Annotated in this window: 19 protein-coding genes; 7 read left to right on the forward strand and 12 right to left on the reverse strand. The window is 65.0% G+C overall.

All coding sequences use genetic code 11. The features are described from left to right. Positions 1-69 precede the first annotated feature (69 nt). From ADBZ9O_RS31255 to ADBZ9O_RS31265, 3 genes are all read left to right on the forward strand, one after another. Positions 70-513 carry an XRE family transcriptional regulator gene (locus ADBZ9O_RS31255; RefSeq protein WP_526533716.1) on the forward strand — a complete coding sequence of 148 codons (444 nt, stop codon included), beginning with the start codon at positions 70-72 and terminating at the stop codon, positions 511-513. 181 nt (positions 514-694) lie between these two features. After that, positions 695-1,981: an O-acetylhomoserine aminocarboxypropyltransferase/cysteine synthase family protein gene (locus ADBZ9O_RS31260; RefSeq protein ID WP_526527379.1), complete on the forward strand. Its 1,287-nt coding sequence runs from the start codon at positions 695-697 to the stop codon at positions 1,979-1,981. After that, entirely contained in the window at positions 1,978-2,448 is a 471-nt protein-coding gene (locus ADBZ9O_RS31265) for a CoA-binding protein (protein ID WP_526527380.1), read from the forward strand. The genes ADBZ9O_RS31260 and ADBZ9O_RS31265 overlap by 4 nt, the downstream gene beginning before the upstream one ends. Here ADBZ9O_RS31265 and ADBZ9O_RS31270 read toward each other — a convergent pair. Then, positions 2,445-3,134, reverse strand: coding sequence for a hypothetical protein (locus ADBZ9O_RS31270; RefSeq protein WP_526527381.1), 690 nt, complete (start codon positions 3,132-3,134; stop codon positions 2,445-2,447). The genes ADBZ9O_RS31265 and ADBZ9O_RS31270 overlap by 4 nt on opposite strands. Continuing rightward, the gene (locus ADBZ9O_RS31275) at positions 3,131-3,766 is read right to left on the reverse strand and encodes an Rv1363c family protein (RefSeq protein WP_526527382.1); all 636 of its coding nucleotides are present in this window, start codon (positions 3,764-3,766) and stop codon (positions 3,131-3,133) included. The genes ADBZ9O_RS31270 and ADBZ9O_RS31275 overlap by 4 nt, the downstream gene beginning before the upstream one ends. 40 nt (positions 3,767-3,806) lie before the next feature. Here ADBZ9O_RS31275 and ADBZ9O_RS31280 point away from each other — a divergent pair, with 40 nt between their 5' ends. Then, positions 3,807-5,789: a M13 family metallopeptidase gene (locus ADBZ9O_RS31280; RefSeq protein ID WP_526527383.1), complete on the forward strand. Its 1,983-nt coding sequence runs from the start codon at positions 3,807-3,809 to the stop codon at positions 5,787-5,789. A gap of 63 nt (positions 5,790-5,852) precedes the next feature. Here the strand turns inward: ADBZ9O_RS31280 and ADBZ9O_RS31285 are convergent, their stop codons facing one another. Then, positions 5,853-6,863, reverse strand: coding sequence for a L,D-transpeptidase (locus ADBZ9O_RS31285; RefSeq protein WP_526527384.1), 1,011 nt, complete (start codon positions 6,861-6,863; stop codon positions 5,853-5,855). 334 nt (positions 6,864-7,197) lie between these two features. Here ADBZ9O_RS31285 and ADBZ9O_RS31290 point away from each other — a divergent pair, with 334 nt between their 5' ends. Further along, positions 7,198-7,497 carry a thiamine-binding protein gene (locus ADBZ9O_RS31290; RefSeq protein WP_526527385.1) on the forward strand — a complete coding sequence of 100 codons (300 nt, stop codon included), beginning with the start codon at positions 7,198-7,200 and terminating at the stop codon, positions 7,495-7,497. A 13-nt stretch (positions 7,498-7,510) separates the two neighbouring features. Here the strand turns inward: ADBZ9O_RS31290 and ricR are convergent, their stop codons facing one another. Beyond that, a complete protein-coding gene (gene ricR / locus ADBZ9O_RS31295) occupies positions 7,511-7,804 on the reverse strand; it encodes a copper-sensing transcriptional repressor RicR (protein ID WP_526533718.1) in 294 nt (97 codons plus the stop codon). Positions 7,805-7,868: 64 nt separating this feature from the next. Further along, positions 7,869-8,522, reverse strand: coding sequence for a DUF305 domain-containing protein (locus ADBZ9O_RS31300; RefSeq protein WP_526527386.1), 654 nt, complete (start codon positions 8,520-8,522; stop codon positions 7,869-7,871). 80 nt (positions 8,523-8,602) lie between these two features. On the opposite strand from ADBZ9O_RS31300, the gene ilvD reads away from it, so the two are divergent. Beyond that, positions 8,603-10,324 (forward strand): dihydroxy-acid dehydratase, encoded by a 1,722-nt coding sequence (gene ilvD / locus ADBZ9O_RS31305; RefSeq protein ID WP_526527387.1) that lies wholly within the window; start codon positions 8,603-8,605, stop codon positions 10,322-10,324. 3 nt (positions 10,325-10,327) lie between these two features. Here ilvD and ADBZ9O_RS31310 read toward each other — a convergent pair whose 3' ends face one another. The 4 genes from ADBZ9O_RS31310 to ADBZ9O_RS31325 all read right to left on the reverse strand — a co-directional run bounded on the left by ADBZ9O_RS31310 (position 10,328) and on the right by ADBZ9O_RS31325 (position 14,737). Continuing rightward, positions 10,328-11,368, reverse strand: a complete 1,041-nt coding sequence (locus ADBZ9O_RS31310) for an extracellular solute-binding protein (RefSeq protein WP_526527388.1) — start codon at positions 11,366-11,368, stop codon at positions 10,328-10,330. 105 nt (positions 11,369-11,473) lie between these two features. Then, entirely contained in the window at positions 11,474-12,523 is a 1,050-nt protein-coding gene (locus tag ADBZ9O_RS31315; RefSeq protein WP_526527389.1) for an extracellular solute-binding protein, read from the reverse strand. A gap of 85 nt (positions 12,524-12,608) precedes the next feature. Next, complete coding sequence (locus ADBZ9O_RS31320; protein WP_526527390.1) at positions 12,609-13,397, reverse strand: DAPG hydrolase family protein; 789 nt, start codon at positions 13,395-13,397, stop codon at positions 12,609-12,611. Continuing rightward, the gene (locus ADBZ9O_RS31325) at positions 13,397-14,737 is read right to left on the reverse strand and encodes an FAD-binding oxidoreductase (RefSeq protein WP_526533720.1); all 1,341 of its coding nucleotides are present in this window, start codon (positions 14,735-14,737) and stop codon (positions 13,397-13,399) included. Before ADBZ9O_RS31325 ends, ADBZ9O_RS31320 begins: the two co-directional genes overlap by 1 nt. Positions 14,738-14,802: 65 nt before the next feature. On the opposite strand from ADBZ9O_RS31325, the gene ADBZ9O_RS31330 reads away from it, so the two are divergent. Further along, positions 14,803-15,486, forward strand: coding sequence for an IclR family transcriptional regulator (locus ADBZ9O_RS31330; RefSeq protein ID WP_526527391.1), 684 nt, complete (start codon positions 14,803-14,805; stop codon positions 15,484-15,486). Here the strand turns inward: ADBZ9O_RS31330 and ADBZ9O_RS31335 are convergent. From ADBZ9O_RS31335 to ADBZ9O_RS31345, 3 genes are read right to left on the reverse strand one after another with little or no spacing between them, the layout of a single operon-like run. After that, positions 15,483-16,136 (reverse strand): O-methyltransferase, encoded by a 654-nt coding sequence (locus ADBZ9O_RS31335; protein WP_526527392.1) that lies wholly within the window; start codon positions 16,134-16,136, stop codon positions 15,483-15,485. The genes ADBZ9O_RS31330 and ADBZ9O_RS31335 overlap by 4 nt on opposite strands. Next, complete coding sequence (locus tag ADBZ9O_RS31340) at positions 16,136-16,633, reverse strand: TIGR04338 family metallohydrolase (RefSeq protein ID WP_526527393.1); 498 nt, start codon at positions 16,631-16,633, stop codon at positions 16,136-16,138. The genes ADBZ9O_RS31335 and ADBZ9O_RS31340 overlap by 1 nt, the downstream gene beginning before the upstream one ends. Beyond that, the gene (locus ADBZ9O_RS31345; protein WP_526527394.1) at positions 16,630-17,379 is read right to left on the reverse strand and encodes a DUF2786 domain-containing protein; all 750 of its coding nucleotides are present in this window, start codon (positions 17,377-17,379) and stop codon (positions 16,630-16,632) included. Before ADBZ9O_RS31345 ends, ADBZ9O_RS31340 begins: the two co-directional genes overlap by 4 nt. Positions 17,380-17,381: the final 2 nt, after the last annotated feature.

A 17,381-nucleotide genomic window follows, 5' to 3' on the forward strand; every position in this document is an offset into this window, starting at 1 on the left:
CCCAGCGAGGCCGGTAATGCGCGCCACCCAGAATCAAACGTCGACGCTCCGCTTTCGGGCGAACCCCGTATCCACGACGACCGACCGGTCGAGTTCTGGCCGACGTCATCGATCAGGTCGGCGCTGGAAACCGGGGATATCACCGTCTGGCAGCGCATCGTCGTCGCCATCAAACGCGACCCATTCGGTCGCACCGCCCGCCAGGTCGAGGAAGTGCTCGAGCGCACCGAACCGTTGGGCATCTCCAAGGCGCTGTCTGAAGTGCTGACGCGCAGCCGACAACACCTTGAGGCCAACGAGCGCGCCGAAGCCGCCCGCCACGTTCAACTGCTGCTGGCCCGCTCTGGACTCAGCGAGCAGGAGTTCGCGTCCCGCATCGGTGTCCCCACCGCTGATCTGGCCATCTACCTCGAGGGCAAGGTCAGCCCGCCCGCATCACTGATGATCAGGATGCGACGACTCTCCGATCGCTTCGCCAAGATGCGGTCCCAACGTCCGAACAGCGTCGACTGACGCAGACCAGGTGTTCCCTGTCGAGCCTGAGTCTTCCCGTCGTCGACTGTGCAGGAAGACGTCGAGGAATCAGCAAGATCTCGACGCCTTCCTGCACAGTCGGCGCGCAACCCCCCTGGTTTTAATCCGCCAGCAGATATCTCTTTTGCCGGTGCCAGCTCGCCTGCCATGCTCGTGACCCGTGACGCAACGAACCTTCGGCCTGGCCACCCGCGCCATCCACGCCGGCCAGCGCCCCGACCCGCAGACCGGAGCTCGGGTCGTCCCGATCTACCAGAACGCCAGCTTCGTCTTCGAGAACACCGAGGACGCCGGAAACCTGTTCGCGCTGCAGAAGTACGGGAACATCTACAGCCGGATCGCCAACCCGACCGTGGCGGCTTTCGAGGAGTGCATCGCCAGCCTCGAAGGAGGTATCGGCGCGGTGGCCGCCGCCAGCGGCCTGGCCGCCCAGTTCGCCGTCTTCGCGGCACTGACCGGAGCCGGTGACCATATCGTCGCCGCAGGCAGCCTCTATGGCGGCACGATCACCCAGCTCGATGTCTCGTTGCGCCGTTTCGGGGTGGACACCACCTTCGTGCCGGGTACCGACGCGCAAGACTATGCCGCGGCCATCACCGATCGAACCAAACTGCTCTACGCCGAAGTGATCGCCAACCCGTCCGGGGAGATCGCCGATATCGCCGGGCTGGCCGCCGTCGCGCACGCCGCAGGCCTACCGTTGGTGGTCGATGCCACCGTCGCCACCCCGGCGTTGTGCCGGCCGATCGAACACGGCGCAGATATCGTCGTGCACTCGGCCACCAAATTCCTCGGCGGACACGGCACGACACTCGGCGGGATTGTCGTCGAGGCCGGTCAATTCGACTGGGGTGCAGGTCGTTTCCCTCAGCTGACCGAACCGGTAGCGGCATATGGCGGCCTGAGCTGGTGGGGTAACTTCGGCGAATACGGTTTTTTGACCAAACTGCGCAGCGAACAGCTTCGCGACCTGGGGGCGGCGTTGGCCCCGCAGTCAGCGTTCCAGCTACTACAGGGTGTGCAGACGCTGCCACAACGGATGAGCGCACATATCGCCAACGCGCGGACCGTGGCCCAGTGGCTGGAGGCCGACCCGCGGATCGAATACGTACGCTGGGCCGGGTTGCCCTCCCATCCACATCATGACCGGGCCAAGGTGTATTTGCCCGACGGCCCGGGTTCGGTATTCGCCTTCGGGGTCCGCGGTGGCCGCGAAGCCGGCGAAAAGTTCATCAATGCAGTGCAATTGGCCAGCCATCTGGCCAATATCGGCGATGTGCGCACGCTCGTCATCCACCCCGGCAGCACCACCCATCGTCAGCTCACCGACGAACAGCTGCACGCCGGCGGAGTGGGACCAGAACTCATCCGCATCAGCGTCGGCCTCGAGGATGCCGACGATATCCTGTGGGATCTGGACCAGGCACTGGAGGAGTCACAGCGATGACCGGATTGGATGCGGTTGAAAGGCAACGGATTCTGCGCGACACCAAAACGGTCGCCATCATCGGCGCATCGGCGAACCCGTCGCGCGCAAGCTACTTCGTGTACACGTATCTGAAGTCAACGAGTGACTATGAGATCTATCTGGTCAACCCGTCGATCAGCGAAATCGACGGCGCGCCGGTCTATCCCAACCTCGCTGCCCTGCCCGTGGTCCCGGATCTGGTCGATGTTTTCCGTAAGCGTGACGACCTACCGTCGGTGCTGGCCGAGGTACTGTCGCTGCCGCACCATCCCACGACGCTGTGGCTGCAACTGGGTCTGCGCCACGACGACGTGGTCCGCGACGGTGAAGCCGCCGGCCTGGACGTGGTGCAGGACCGGTGCCTGAAGATCGAGCACGCCCGCTTTCACGGCGGATTGCACCTGGCCGGTTTCAATACCGGTGTGATCGACTCTCGGCGGCGCTAGCCGGCGTTGATCGGGGCCACGTCGTACACCAGCCACTGACCGTTCTGCTTCCCCAGCGCCACCCGCAGCGCCAGGACCGCCCGGCTCGGCTGCTGCCCTGGCACGTTCTGGGTGCCACGCATGACGACGGCAACACTGGCCGCCGCGGGGCCGAGGGCCTCGACCCCCGCAGAGATGGTCTGGGCCTGCGCCGAAATGTTCTTCTGCGCAAGCGCTTCGGTGGACTTACCGAAGTTCGTCTTGAACTCGGCCGCTTGCTCCGGTGCCATCAACGCGGCGGCCCGGTCGATCGACGATGACGGATCCTGCGGGGAGAACGTGGCCGTCGCCTCCGAGACCGCTGTCGCGAGCCGAACCACTTCGGCGGTATCGCGATTGAGGTCCCGGTCCGGCACCGTCCAGCGCGTGTAGCCGACGAGCACCGCAGCGACGAGCGCCGCGGTCATCAACGCGACAGCCGCCAACCGCAGGGGGGCGCCGTCATCGTCGGTGCCCACCGTCACCCGGTCGCGACGCATCAACACGAAGTTCACGATCATCGACTGCACCACCAGCAGGCACAGCACCGAGCAGGTCGCCACCCACCACAGGGGCCAGCCCAGGAACACCCCGATCATCAGCAGAGCCGCGAGTGCGATCAGCGGACCGACGATATCGAACGCCACCAGGCGCCAAAGGTTTCTCATCGTGTCGACTCCAGCCGCGAGATGAGCAGTTCGCCGTCGACGTCAGAGACGTCGAGCCGAAGGTTCCAGCGCACCGTTTGTGGTGTGCCGCCGACGTTCTGGCTCACCGAGGACGCGATCACCAATACGGTGTCGGTGCGCTTGGCCAACCCTGGCGGTAACGACTCCACTGGTGGCGGCGCGCTACCGGGTGCAGTGTCCAGATCGTGGTGCACCGACTCCAGCGCGACCGCCTGAATCTGGCCCGTGGTGTTGGACTGCAGCTTCTGCACCACCTCGCGGTACGGCGCCACCGCGTTGGAGAAATCGGCGTTCAGCTCGCCGACGGTGCCGTCATGCAGTTTCTGCAGGCTCGCTTCGACGTTGTCCTTGTTCATGTTGATCAGCACGCCGGTCCAGTCTGCGGCCGTCTGCATGACGTCGGTCCGGTAGCGAAGCTCCGTGACGTCGTCGTGGTGTTGCTTCCAGATCAAGCCGATCATGACGACGGCGACGACCGACGCCAGCGCCAGAACCGTGGACAGGATCCCGTACCGGGAGAACACCGGCCCATCAGAGGTGGCGACGGTATCGGTCGCCGTTTCCTCAGAACTCAGGCTGACGCCGGGTTCGCTGTCCTGCACCTCGGGCATGGCCGTGAGGGTACCTGGCAAGTTCTGGAAGAATGGCAGGGTGACGGTAGAAGCCATTCGCTCAGGTATCGAACTGAGCTACGTCGATGACCATGCCCGCCCCCAGGACGACCTGTTCGGCCACGTCAACGGCCGTTGGTTGACCGAATATGAGATTCCGGCCGACCGCGCCACCGACGGTGCCTTCCGGTTGTTATACGACCAGGCCGAGGAGCAGGTGCGCGACCTGATCACGGAGGCCGCTGACGCGAACGCCCCCAAGGGCACCGACCAGCAGCGCATCGGCGACCTCTACGCCAGCTTCCTCGACGAGGACGCCGTCGAACGCCGCGGCGTGGCACCACTGCTCGACGAGCTCGCCCTGATCGATGGGGCGGCCGACGCGAAGGCGCTGGCCGCGGTGCTCGGGAGCCTGCAGCGCACCGGTGTCGGAGGCGGCGCCGGCGTGTACGTCGACACCGATTCCAAGAACTCCAACCGATACCTGCTGCACGTATCGCAGTCCGGCATCGGGCTGCCCGACGAGTCCTACTTCCGCGAGGAGCAGCACGCGGAGATCCTGGCCGCCTATCCCGGCCACATCGCCAGGATGTTCGCGCTCGTGCACGGCGGCACGGCCGATGACAACGCCGAGACCGCGTCCCGCATCGTCGCATTGGAGACCAAGCTGGCCGCCGCGCATTGGGATGTGGTGAAACGCCGGGACGCCGATCTGACCTACAACCTGCGCAACTTCTCCGATCTGCCCGCCGAGGCACCCGGTTTCGACTGGGCCGGTTGGGTGACGGCGCTGGGCACCAGCGTGGACAGAACAGCTGAAATCGTCGTCCGCCAGCCCGACTATCTGACGGCGTTCGCGGCGTTGTGGTCCAGTGAGGCGCTGGCGGACTGGAAGGACTGGGCCGCCTGGCGGCTCATCAACGCGCGCTCCGGCATGCTGACCGACGCGCTGGTGGGTGAGAACTTCGCCTTCTACGGCAAGCTGCTCAGCGGTACCGAAGAGATCCGGGACCGTTGGAAGCGCGGCGTCTCGCTGGTCGAGGGCCTGATGGGCGACACCCTGGGCAAGCTGTATGTCGAAAAGCACTTCCCGCCCGGTTCCAAAGCCAGGATGGACGAGCTGGTGGCCAACCTGCGCGAGGCCTACCGCGTCAGCATCAACGACCTGGAGTGGATGACGCCGGAGACCCGTGAGCGGGCGCTGACCAAATTGGACAAATTCACCGCCAAGATCGGCTACCCGAAGAATTGGCGGGATTACTCGGCGCTGGTGATCTCCCGTGACGACCTCTACGGCAATTACCGCCGCGGCGCCGAAGTGGAATCCGACCGCGACTTGGCCAAGCTGGGCGGGCCCGTCGACCGCGACGAATGGTTCATGACCCCGCAGACTGTCAACGCGTACTACAACCCCGGGATGAACGAGATCGTCTTCCCCGCAGCCATTCTGCAGCCGCCGTTCTTCGACGCCGAAGCCGACGACGCGGCCAACTACGGCGGTATCGGTGCGGTGATCGGACACGAGATCGGACACGGTTTCGACGATCAGGGTGCCAAGTACGACGGTGACGGCAATCTGGTCGACTGGTGGACCGACGCCGACCGCGCCGAATTCGGCACCAGGACAAAGGCACTCATCGATCAGTACGACGCGTTCTCACCGAAGTCACTGAGCGCCGATCATCACGTCAACGGCGCCTTCACCGTAGGTGAGAACATCGGCGACCTCGGCGGACTGTCCATCGCGCTACTGGCCTACCAACTGTCGTTGGGCGGCAAAGAGGCTCCGGTGATCGATGGCCTCACCGGAACTCAGCGGGTCTTTTACGGCTGGGCACAGGTGTGGCGCACGAAATCGCGTGACGCCGAAGCGATTCGGCGCCTCGCGGTCGATCCGCATTCGCCACCGGAGTTTCGCTGCAACGGCGTGATCCGCAATATCGACGCGTTCTACGAAGCGTTCGACGTCCACGAATCCGACGAGCTGTATTTGGATCCGCAACAGCGCGTGCGGATCTGGTAAGACACCAGGACACGAGAACGGCCGCCCGAGTTGCTCGGGCGGCCGTTTTCGTGTGCGGGACAATTACATCTGCCAGTCCTGGGCACCGTCATTCTGGTTGTAGGTACCAACGGAGTTCTTCACCACGATCGGGTCACCGCTGCCGAAGTTGTCGAAGAACCACTGCGCATTCGCGGCGCTGAGGTTGATACAGCCGTGACTGACGTTGGACTTACCCTGATCGGCCACCGACCACGGTGCGCTGTGCACGAAGTTGCCGCTGTTATCGATTCGGACCGCATCTTGGACGGTCAGCTTGTAACCCTGCGCCGAAGTGCTCGGCACACCATAAGTCGCGGAGTCCATCACGATCGACGGGAACTTCTCCAGCACGTAGTAGGTGCCGTTCGGGGTGTCATGGCCGGGCTTACCCATCGAGACGGGGAACGTCTTCTCCAACTTGCCGTTCCGGACGATCTCCATCTGATGTGTCTTGTTGTCGATGGTGGCCACCAGCGATTCACCGGTACCGAAGGTCGACTTGGCGCCGCCCGCATCGATGTTCACGACGGTGTTCGCCGGCCAGAAGTCGATGGGTCGCCACCGCAACTGGGTATCGCTGAGCCAGTAGAACTTGCCGGGGACCGCCGGAACCGATGAGACGTGCACGGCGTCCTGCGCCATCTGCCGGTTGGCGATGGGCACCGCGAAGTTGATCGCGATCGGCTTGGCGACCCCGACCATCGCCCCGTTGGACGGGTTGAACGACGGTGGCCGGAACGGCGGCGTGCCGGTGAACGGCAGCGGGTTCTGCCCGGCCGGGGTGCCCTGCGGCGGTGCGGCCAGTGGATCAGCCGGCGGCGCAAACGGGTCGACGGGCGGGGCGGCCAGCGGATCGGCGGGCGGCGGCGGAGCCATCGGGTCGACCGGCGGCGCCGCGAACGGATCAGCGGGTGGCGGGGGTGCCATGGGATCGACCGGCGGTTGGTCGATAACCGAAGGATCGTTGGGGTTCACCTCGGGGTCGGCAGATGCCGCCGAGACCCCGAATGTCATCGACGCAACCAGTCCCGCGGCGCCGATCGCAGCCGCCATCTTCCGGGCACGAACCCGTGATGCGCGGCGTCCTGAACCGCCTATTGATGTTGGTGGCATGGGCCAACCTCCACTCTCATTCTCGGTCCAGTGTCGCACAACCGATCGACCAGCTACCAGGTCATTCGACCGCACGACAGGGCAAAACAGTGTCCGATCACCACACTGAACTGTGAAGATGATCGTGACGACCACGGTGTTTGTTACTCCTGGGAGTTGCCTGTGACTCGCTTACAGACGGCGCTCCGCGCGCCACTGACGTCACTTCACCGTCCCTCAGCAACATCGAACGGTCGCCATCTCAACCCTGCTGCCGATGTGTCAGGCTGGATCTGTGATTGTGGCCTTCAGCATCAGCCCATCCGGTGGCGACGAAACCGGCGGTGTCAGCTCGGCGGTCGCCGAGGCGGTCCGCGTGGTACGCGCGTCGGGTCTGCCCAACGAAACCAACGCCATGTTCACAAACCTGGAGGGCGACTGGGACGAGGTGATGGCCGTCGTCAAACAGGCCGTCGATGCGGTTGCCGCCGCGTCACCACGGGTCAGCCTGGTCCTCAAAGCCGATATCCGGCCGGGCTACACCGGCCAGCTCACCGCGAAGGTGGAGCGCATCGAACGGGCACTGGGCGACTGACCCGCGCACAGCTCTAGGACCGCACCAACCGCGCGATCGCCGCCGATGCCTCGGCCAGCTTGGCCGCCGCCTCATCGCCACCTTCTGCGACGGCATGGCTGACGCAGTGCCCGAGGTGCTCGTCGAGCAGACCCAGCGCGACGGACTGCATCGCACTGTTCACCGCGCTGATCTGGGTGAGGACGTCGATGCAGTACTTGTCCTCTTCGATCATCTTGGCGATACCGCGAACCTGGCCCTCGATGCGCCGCAGGCGCTTCGCATAGTTGTCTTTGTTCGTCGAATAGCCGTGTTCGGGAGCAGCCACGTTTTCCGCGTCGTCTGCCGCTTTCTGAACCACTGATGCTTTCTGAACCACCAAGCCCCTCCTTCTAACTGGTGCCCAACATCTGCTTCATCTGCACAATTTCGGCTTCCTGGTCGCCAACGATGTGCTGTGCGAGCGATTTGGCGTCCACGTTCGCGCCGTTGGCGATCTCGGCCTTCGCCATGTCGATCGCACCCTGGTGATGGCTGATCATCGATTGCAGCCACAGTGTGTCGAACTCAGTACCCTTGAGCGACTCGAGCCGCTTCATCGTGGCGTCGTCGACCATGCCGTTCATTGCCATCCCGCTGTGCCCGCCGTGCCCGGAGTTGTCATCCGGGTTCTCCTGCCACTGGACCAGAAAAGCTTTCAGCGTCTGAATTTCCGGCTCCTGGGCGGCCGAGATCTTCTGCGCCAACTCGATCACCTGCGGGTTCGTGCTGCGCTCTGGCACCAGCGCCGACATATCCACGGCCTGCTGATGGTGCGGAACCATATCGCTGGCAAAGGTCACATCGTCGGCGTTGAAACCGGCAGGCTCGCCGCTGATCACAGGCGTGGTCTCGGCGTGCGTATGGTCGGTGTGCCCGTCAGACGTCGAGGGGCTGGTGCACCCCGAGATGACGATCGCGGTGGCCAGCCCGGCGAGTACAGCGACGATGCGGGCGGGGTTGATGGAGAGCAAACACGACTTCTTCAACGACTTCGTCAACGTCATGGGACTCACCGTACCCGATACCCCAGTGGGGTATCGGAAAACGATTTTGGCGACCACTGCCACCAGGGCATACTGATGTGATGCCCTCTGAGCCTTCCGGTCCGTCTGGACCGGCACCGGATATCAAACCCCGTAGCCGCGACGTCACCGACGGCCTCGAGAAGACCGCCGCTCGCGGGATGTTGCGGGCCGTCGGCATGGGCGACGACGACTGGGTGAAATCGCAGATCGGCGTCGCATCGTCGTGGAACGAGATCACCCCGTGCAACCTGTCGCTGGACCGCCTGGCCAAAGCCGCCAAGGAGGGCGTGCACGCCGCCGGCGGTTTCCCGATGGAGTTCGGCACCATCTCCGTCTCCGACGGCATCTCCATGGGCCATGAAGGTATGCACTTCTCACTTGTCTCGCGTGAGGTGATCGCCGACAGCGTCGAAACCGTCATGATGGCCGAGCGCCTGGACGGGTCCGTCCTGCTCGCCGGCTGCGATAAGTCACTGCCCGGCATGTTGATGGCCGCCGCCCGCCTCGACCTGGCCAGCGTGTTCCTCTATGCCGGCTCGATCATGCCGGGCAAGGCAGTGCTCGCTGACGGTATCGAGCGCGATGTCACCATCATCGACGCCTTCGAGGCCGTCGGCGCCTGCTCACGCGGTCTGATGTCGCGCGAGGATGTCGACACCATCGAACGCGCCATCTGTCCCGGCGAAGGAGCGTGCGGCGGCATGTACACCGCCAACACCATGGCCAGCGCAGCCGAGGCGCTCGGCATGTCGCTACCGGGGAGCGCGGCCCCGCCCGCCAGCGACCGCCGCCGCGACGGGTTCGCCAAGGCCAGCGGCGAGGCCGTCGTCGAACTGCTCAAACGCGGTATCACCGCCCGCGACATCATGACCAAAGAAGCCTTCGAAAACGCCATCGCCGTGGTGATGGCCTTCGGCGGGTCGACCAACGCGGTACTGCATCTCCTCGCGATCGCCCACGAGGCCGATGTCAAGCTGACCCTCGACGATTTCATCCGCGTCGGCGCGAAGGTGCCGCACCTGGCTGACGTCAAGCCGTTCGGCAAGCACGTGATGTACGACGTCGACAAGATCGGCGGCGTGCCGGTGATCATGAAGGCGCTGCTCGACGCGGGCCTGCTGCACGGCGACTGCCTGACCGTCACCGGCCAGACGATGGCCGAGAACCTCGCCCACATCGCACCGCCGGATCCCGACGGCAAAGTGCTGCGGGCACTGAGCAACCCGATCCACCCCACCGGCGGTATCACCATCCTGCACGGGTCACTGGCACCCGAGGGTGCCGTGGTCAAGTCGGCGGGCTTCGACTCCGACGTGTTCGAAGGCACCGCAAGGGTTTTCGACGGTGAGCGCGCCGCGATGGACGCCCTCGAAGACGGCACCATCGTCGCAGGAGATGTCGTCGTCATCCGCTACGAAGGTCCCAAGGGCGGACCGGGGATGCGCGAGATGCTCGCGATCACCGGCGCCATCAAGGGCGCCGGGCTCGGCAAGGACGTGCTGCTGATGACCGACGGCCGGTTCTCCGGCGGCACCACCGGCCTGTGCGTCGGGCACGTCGCACCCGAAGCGGTCGATGCCGGTCCGATCGCCTTCGTGCGCGACGGTGACCGCATCCGCCTGGACGTCGGCAAGGGCACGCTGGACCTGCTCGTCGAGGCCGACGAATTCGATTCGCGCAAAGCGGGTTTCCACCCACCAGCGCCGAAGTATCCGACCGGGGTGCTGGCCAAGTACCGCAAGCTGGTCGGCTCGGCGGCCCAAGGCGCGGTGTGCGGCTGACGCCTACTGAACGGCCTGATTGAAGATCTTGGTGATCGAGCCGTTCTTGCTGTCGAAGAAGCGCGAATCGGTACTGCTCCAGCCACCGAGATCGTCGATGGTCCAGAGCTTTTGCGTCGGCATCGGGAACTCGCTGGCGAACTCCGCGGCGACGGCCGGGTCCGAGGGCCGGAAACCGGCCCGCGCCCACAGGCGTTGCGCGTCAGGCGTGTAGAGGAAGTCCCTCAGGTGGGTGGCCGCCTCGATATGCGGGCCGTCCTTGATGACGGCAATCATGTTGTCGGCCTTCATCGTCTGCGGCGGCACGATATGGGTGAGCGATGTGTCGCGCCGCTCGGCGTCGATGGCTGTGCTCTCGGGGACGATCAGCACATCCCCTTTGCCCTGCAGAAAAGCGTCGGTGGCCTCGCGCGCGGTCGCCGGGGCGATCTTGATGTGCTCAAGCACAAGCGTTTTCAGGAAATTCAGTCCGCCGTCGGGATCTTGATTGCCGCCGCTGGTCGCTGCGTAAGCGGCGAGGACTCCCCATTTGCTCGATCCCGAGAGCACCGGGTTGACCGCAATGACCTCCAGCCCCGGCTGGAGCAGGTCCGACCAGTCGTGGACATTGTTGGGGTTGCCGGCGCGAACCATCAGGGTGGTCACCGAACCAAACGGACTGCCGGCGCCGGGCCCGGCATTCCAGTCGGCCGCGACCTTGCCCGCGCGAACGAGCCGCGTGATGGTGGGCTGATCGGAGAAGTTCACGATATCGGCGGACTGGCCGTCGATGATGGCCTGCGCGAGATCCCCCGAGGTGCCGTAGGACGGACTGTTGATGGTCACCCCCGCGCCCTGCGGGCCGGCCAGGAAGGCGGGAATGACGGAGTTCCAGCCGGACTGCGCCGACGCGAAAGCCGATAGTGACAGCGCGTCTTTCGCCGAGGTGTCCTTGTCGGTGTCCGCACCGCCGGCTTTTCCACACGCAGAGAGGCTCGCGGCCACCACCAGCACGAGCACGAGCGAACACATATCGAGCACGCGACCGCGGCGGGTAAAGCTCATCTCAAATCCTCGCCACTCAATCGTTGCCAACAATTCGGACGACGATAGCAAGGTTTGCTGGAAATAGCCCTAAGGAGCAGCTTTGCACTTTGAATACATTGCTGGCTAACTGACCGCCTGGTCGAAGATCTTGGTGACCACACCGTTTTGGCGGTCGAAGAACTTCGCATCGATCGAGCGCCAGCCACCGAGGTCCGCGATGGTCCACAGCGTGTCGGGCATCGGAAACTGTTCGGCGAATTCGGCGGCGACGGCGGGGTCGGACGGGCGGAAACCTGCCCGCGCCCACAGGCGCTGCGCGTCGGGCGTGTAGAGGTAGTCGCTGAGCCGGGTCGCTGCGTCGGCGTGCTGGGCGTCCTTCATCACGGCCACCACGTTGTCCACCCGAAGAGTCCGCGGGGGCGTGATGTGCTCGACAGGTTTTCCTTCGCGCTGCAGTTCGATGGCGTTGGCCTCGGAGGTCAGCAGCACGTCGCCGGAACCATTGACGAACGCATCGCTGGCCTCGTGACCGGTGCCAGGACCGCCGCCTTGGATGTGCTCAAGCACCAGTGCGTTCAGGTACGCCATCCCCGCGGCCGGGTCTTGACCTCCGTTACTCATGACCGCGTACGCCGCCACGAGTCCCCACTTACCGGATCCGGTAGCAACCGGGTTGGCCGTAACGACCTGCAGACCGGGCTGGAGCAGATCACCCCAGTCGTGGATGTTCTTCGGATTGCCGGCGCGAACCAGGAAGGTCACCACTGAACCGAAGGGGCTGCCTGCGCTGGGACCCGCATTCCAATCCGCTGCGACCTTGCCGGTTTGCACGAGCCGGGTGACGCTGGGCTCATCGGCAAAGTTGACCAGATCGGCACGCGCCCCGTCCGTGATCGACTTCGCCATGACACCCGAGCTGCCGAACGTGGGTTGAATCTTGATGCCAGCGCCCTGGGGGCTAGCCAGAAACGCGGGAATGACGGCATTCCAACCGGGCTGGGCGGCGGTGAATGCTGTTAACGCAAGGCTGTCCTTCGTCCCGGCGTCCTCGTCGGTATCCGCGCCGCCGGCTTTTCCGCACCCGGACAGGGCGACGGCGGCCACCACGGCCACCGCACACCAACCAAGCACTCGACTTCTCGCCGCACTGCGCATCGAACCGGACCTCGCCATCCACTGGTGTCACCAAACTGTTGACGAGGATAGCTCAAAATTTGCTGAATATGCGAATCGCTGGTGAAAGTTCGAATGAAGCCTATTAGTTACCGAATCGTTGCCATAGCTCAGGCAGCAGATGGGTGACATGATTCATCTCCTGAGCGCAATGGACCAGCAGGTCACGCGCAGTGGCGGCGGACGCACCGAGCACTCGGGAAGCGACGGGCCGCACCGCCCTGTTCGCCATCCCCGGTGCGCGGCGGACCGCGATATGCCTGCCGCCCATCCAGAAGCGGGAGCGCATCTCACTGCCATCACCGGTGGGCCGCACGTGGTGGATCAACCACCCCACGTCGACAGGCACGTCGCTAGATCCGAGCCTGGCACAGACGGCGACCGCGTCGGTGAGCCGATCCTCGTCGAGCCCGAGCCGGCTGGGCCGCACGAACTGGATGGCTGCGGCGGTCAATGCAGAACCGAGGTACTCCTGCACCAGCGATGTTCGACCGACATAGGTGCCTTCCCCACCGCCGTCGGCCCATTGCGCGGAAACGTGGGCGCGTGGATGCCACAGCTTGTAACGGCGGTCGTCGTTGCCATGCCAGCCGAACCACCAGGTCCACATCTCCGGGGTGACGCCCGGCATATCGGTGCGTACCGACACCTGCACACCGCCGTCGCGCAGGACGCCGTAGCCGTTCTCGGTCTGCTGATACCCGTCGTCCAGCAGCGTGGCGGCGTCATCGAAGGCCAGGAGTGCCGGTTCGGCCTGCGGGCCGTGTTCGAGGGCCTCGACGACGTGGCGGGGCAGCGGGGCCATTTCCGGACGGAAGAACTGTGCGAACGGCGTCGCGCGATCGGCGTCACGGTAGCCGAGGTAGCCGGCCATCAGACGCGACCCATCCAGCGGTAGAACCGACCGTCGGGGTCGTAAGACGCGCGGACCTCATCCAGCCGCGTCATCGTGTCATCGCTGGCGAACTTCGCCGGCCGCTGACCCAGGTTCTCGTCGGCGAGCTGGATCCCGGTGGCCAGGTGCGCCATATCGGCCATGTTCGACCGCGACCAATCGCCATATCTGCTGTCGTCGGCCGGGTCCTGCCACACCGAGTACAGCGCCAGGTAAATCTCATCTTCCAGGCTGTAGGCCATGTCCTGGCGCTGCGGCGACGGCCCCCAATTGAGCCAGAGGAAATGCGACGGGTGCGGCGGCATCGTTTCCAGAATGCGGTGGATGCCGGGCATCAGATCCTGCGCTGACGCCGAGGTCCACATGTTGTCCGCCGCATAGCGATAGCCGTCCGGGTAGTTGCTCATGATGGCCTGGTACCACGTCGGTAGGTCAGCCTGCGTGTAAGGCATTGCCAGAATTGCCTTTTCGCGCACCGGGCAGGTGTCGAGCAGGGCCAGGGCCTGTTGCGCCTCGGCTTCGGTATCGGCGAAGACCGGCGAAGCGAACACGATGCCAGGGGTATCCAGGCCGGCACCGGGTATCGACTGGGAGGTGACGATCTGCAGTTCCACCCGCCGGTCCACCTCGCCGCTGATCGCGCGTGCCCAGGTGAAGATCTCGTCGGCGTAGTCCAGCGGATACACATACAGGCTGCTGCCACAGACCGGTGGGTTCGGATAGACCCTCAGATGGAATGCGGTCACCACCGCGAAAAAGCCCGGGCCCGAACCGCGCGCCGCCCAGTACAGATCGGGATGGTGCTCGGCATCGATGTAGAGCTGCTCGCCGTCGGCGGTGACCACGTCCAGACCGACGACGCTCTCGCAGGCGGGCCCGAGGAGGCGACTGTTCCAGCCGTAACCACCCTGCAGTAGATACCCACCGATGCGCACACCCTTGCAATGTCCGACCGGGAAGAACAGCCCCGCCGCGGCCAGCTCACCGGCCAATACGCTGCCGCCCTTACCGGGGCCGACGACGGCGACCATGGTGTCGCGGTCCACCCGACAGTGCTCGAGCCCGCTGACGTCGAGAAGCAGGCCGCCGTCCCGGACATGGTTACCCGCCCAGCTGTGCCCGCCGGATCGGACACCGACCTGAAGCCCCCTCGCCTTGGCGTAGGTCACTGCCGCCACCACCTCGGTGGCATCGACAGCCTGCACGACCAGGTCGGGAAACCGATCGGGCGTCCTGGCGTTCCAGACCGTGGCACGGCGCGCGGGTTCGTACCCGTCGTCGCCGCGAAAAAAGTGCCGTCCTGCTGGCAGCGTCGCCATCATATCCCTCGACATTCGCATTCCGAATCTTGTTGATTCGGTATGTGGGTCAATATAGTGAAGCCATGTCCCGCGCGGAAGAGGTATCAGCGACCAATTCTGAGCGGCGAGAGGACGGCATCCAGGTGCTGCGACGCGCGGCGGACGCGTTGGACGAGATCGCGACCGCGCCAGGCCAGCTGCGTCAGGTCGATCTTGAGACGCGGCTGGGACTGGCAAAGTCGACCACGCGGCGATTGTTGACCGGTCTGGTCGAGGTGGGCTTTGCGCGCACAGACGAACAGGGGCGCTTCCACGTCGGGGACCGCGTTCTCGGCTTGAACAGCGCCGACGGCACCCGGCTGGCGACGCGTTTCCGACCCACCTTGGAGCAGGTGGCCGCAGACACCGGCGAGACCGTCGATCTGTCGGTGCTGCGCGGATCGCAGATGTGGTTCATCGACCAGATCGAATCCGTTCATCGATTACGCGCCGTTTCCGCTATCGGAGAACGATTCCCGTTGAACGACACCGCAAATGGCAGATCCGCGCTGGCAGCCCGCGACGGCAGGACTGGCACCGACACCCTGTCGTTCGATCGCGGCGAACACACCCCCGGCATCTCAGCGGCGGGGATCGCGGGCACCACCGCAGGCGGCCATATCATTGCCGTCTCCGTGCCGGTACCCACCGAGCGCTTCCTGCGACAGGAGGCGATAATCGTTGCGGCACTGGGCGTTGCGGCGGCCTCTCCGGCGTGGGAAAGCTAAGTCACCAGGGCGAGCGCAAATCCATCCCAGCCTTTACCGCCCACGGTCTGGATCGCCGCGGTATCAAGGCGCGGATGTGCACCCATCATCTCCAGCATCTCGCGCACGGCGGTCGCCTGGCGGTCATCGGCAGCGGGACTGAGCACCCGACCGTTGCGAATGACGTTGTCGACGACGATGACCGTACCGGGGTGACCGAGATCGATCGCCCACTGGACGTAGGCGTTGTTGTTCTCTTTATCGGCGTCGATGAAAACGAAGTCGAACTCCCCGGACATTCCGGGCAACGTGTCCAGGGCGGCGCCGACAATGATCTGGACCCGATCGGCGACACCGGCCCGATCGATGTTTCCCGCGGCGACCTCGGCGTGGCGCGGATCGAATTCCAGTGTGAGCACGCTGCCTTCGGGTCCGACAGCGCGCGCCAGGGCGATCGTGCTGTAGCCACCGAGGGTGCCGATCTCCAGGACCCGCCGGGCGCCACACATGCGGACCAACAGGCCAAGGAAATGTGCGGCCTGCGGCGTCACCTCGATCGGCGGCAGCCCCGCGGCCGTGGAGTCAGCCAGCGCTGAGGTCAGGGCCGGATCATCGCCGAGCAGAACATCATTGAGCAAAGCATCGACAGCCTCTGCGGTTGGATCACTCATCACTTCACCCCTTCTTTCGTATAGACGACACGCAGCACATGCCCCACTTCCGGACCCATCACCAGTTCGGCAAGTTCGCAGAACGTATCGACGAATCCCGACCCGTGGGCCGATCCGGCGGGTTGAAGATGATGCGCGACCTCATGCAGGACAACCAGTTCACGCATGGCCCAGTCCGCGGGACGACGGTCCGGCACTGCGATTATCCCTGTGCCGTCGGTATTTTCGTAGTGGGCGGCGGTCGCACCCCGTCGTGACCGCACCGCAAGGGCACCGGCCGCCGGCCAGCGCTGCGTCACCCGCGGCAGCGCCAACACCTCGTCCACATAGCGCGCAACACCCTCCAGCGACCCAAAGCGTGCTTCGGGTGGCAACGTCAGCGATGTCCCGAAAAAGTCGATGCCGCGGGCACTGTGCTCGGCAGCCCGGTCGAATAACGTCCGGACGAACCCCTCGGCGGCATACACCTTGGCGCGCTGGACATCGCGTTCGTTCATCTCTCCAGACGCGTCCGTGCGCCGGGCAACTCCGGGCTGTTACCGAGGCGCGCCCGCTTGCCTGCCCGGTCACCGGCCCGACGGGCCGCCGACGAGTAACCGGCCGATGCGCGCGCCGCCTGCCACGTGCCACGGGCTTTCGAGGTGCTGCGGTAATGGTCGGTCAACTCGATCTCCTTGTCGCGGAGCGCAATGGCCGTACCGGGAGCCTTGACCTTGTCTTTCTTGGCGTCCCGTTGCGCTTCGTCACGCGCTTCACCGAGGCGTTGCCCCACCCTGGCGCCGAACGCCAGCTGGAAGTTCAGCCGGGCGGTGATCGTCGGCGTCGGCCGATGCGCACCGGAGCCGATGTAGGTATCGGAGGCCCGCACCATCTGCACCACCAGGCTGGCATACAGCGCGTGCGTGGCGTCGATATCCTCGGCGAAACCGTAGGCATAGACGAACGCCGAATTCGAGGCCACATCGCAGCGCACATCGTTGGCTGCGGCAATCACCGCGAATAGCTGTACGTAGGTTCGCAATCCCTTGGTACCCGGCTCACCGATCGTGATGGTGCGTTGCGTCGGCGCCTGGGCCGCGGAGCGTTGCGCGGAATGGGATCTGGCCACCGCGAGATCGATCGAGGTGGCGGTGGCCAGGCGCTGGGCCGCCGACATGAACGCCTCGGCCTCGTGGGCGTTATCGGTACCTTCGGCTTGGCGCAGCAGGGCGGCGATACGCGCCAGCATCTTGTCGTCAGTCATGC

The organism is Mycobacterium sp. (assembly GCF_965229105.1).
In the GTDB taxonomy this organism is placed as follows: Bacteria; Actinomycetota; Actinomycetes; order Mycobacteriales; family Mycobacteriaceae; genus Mycobacterium.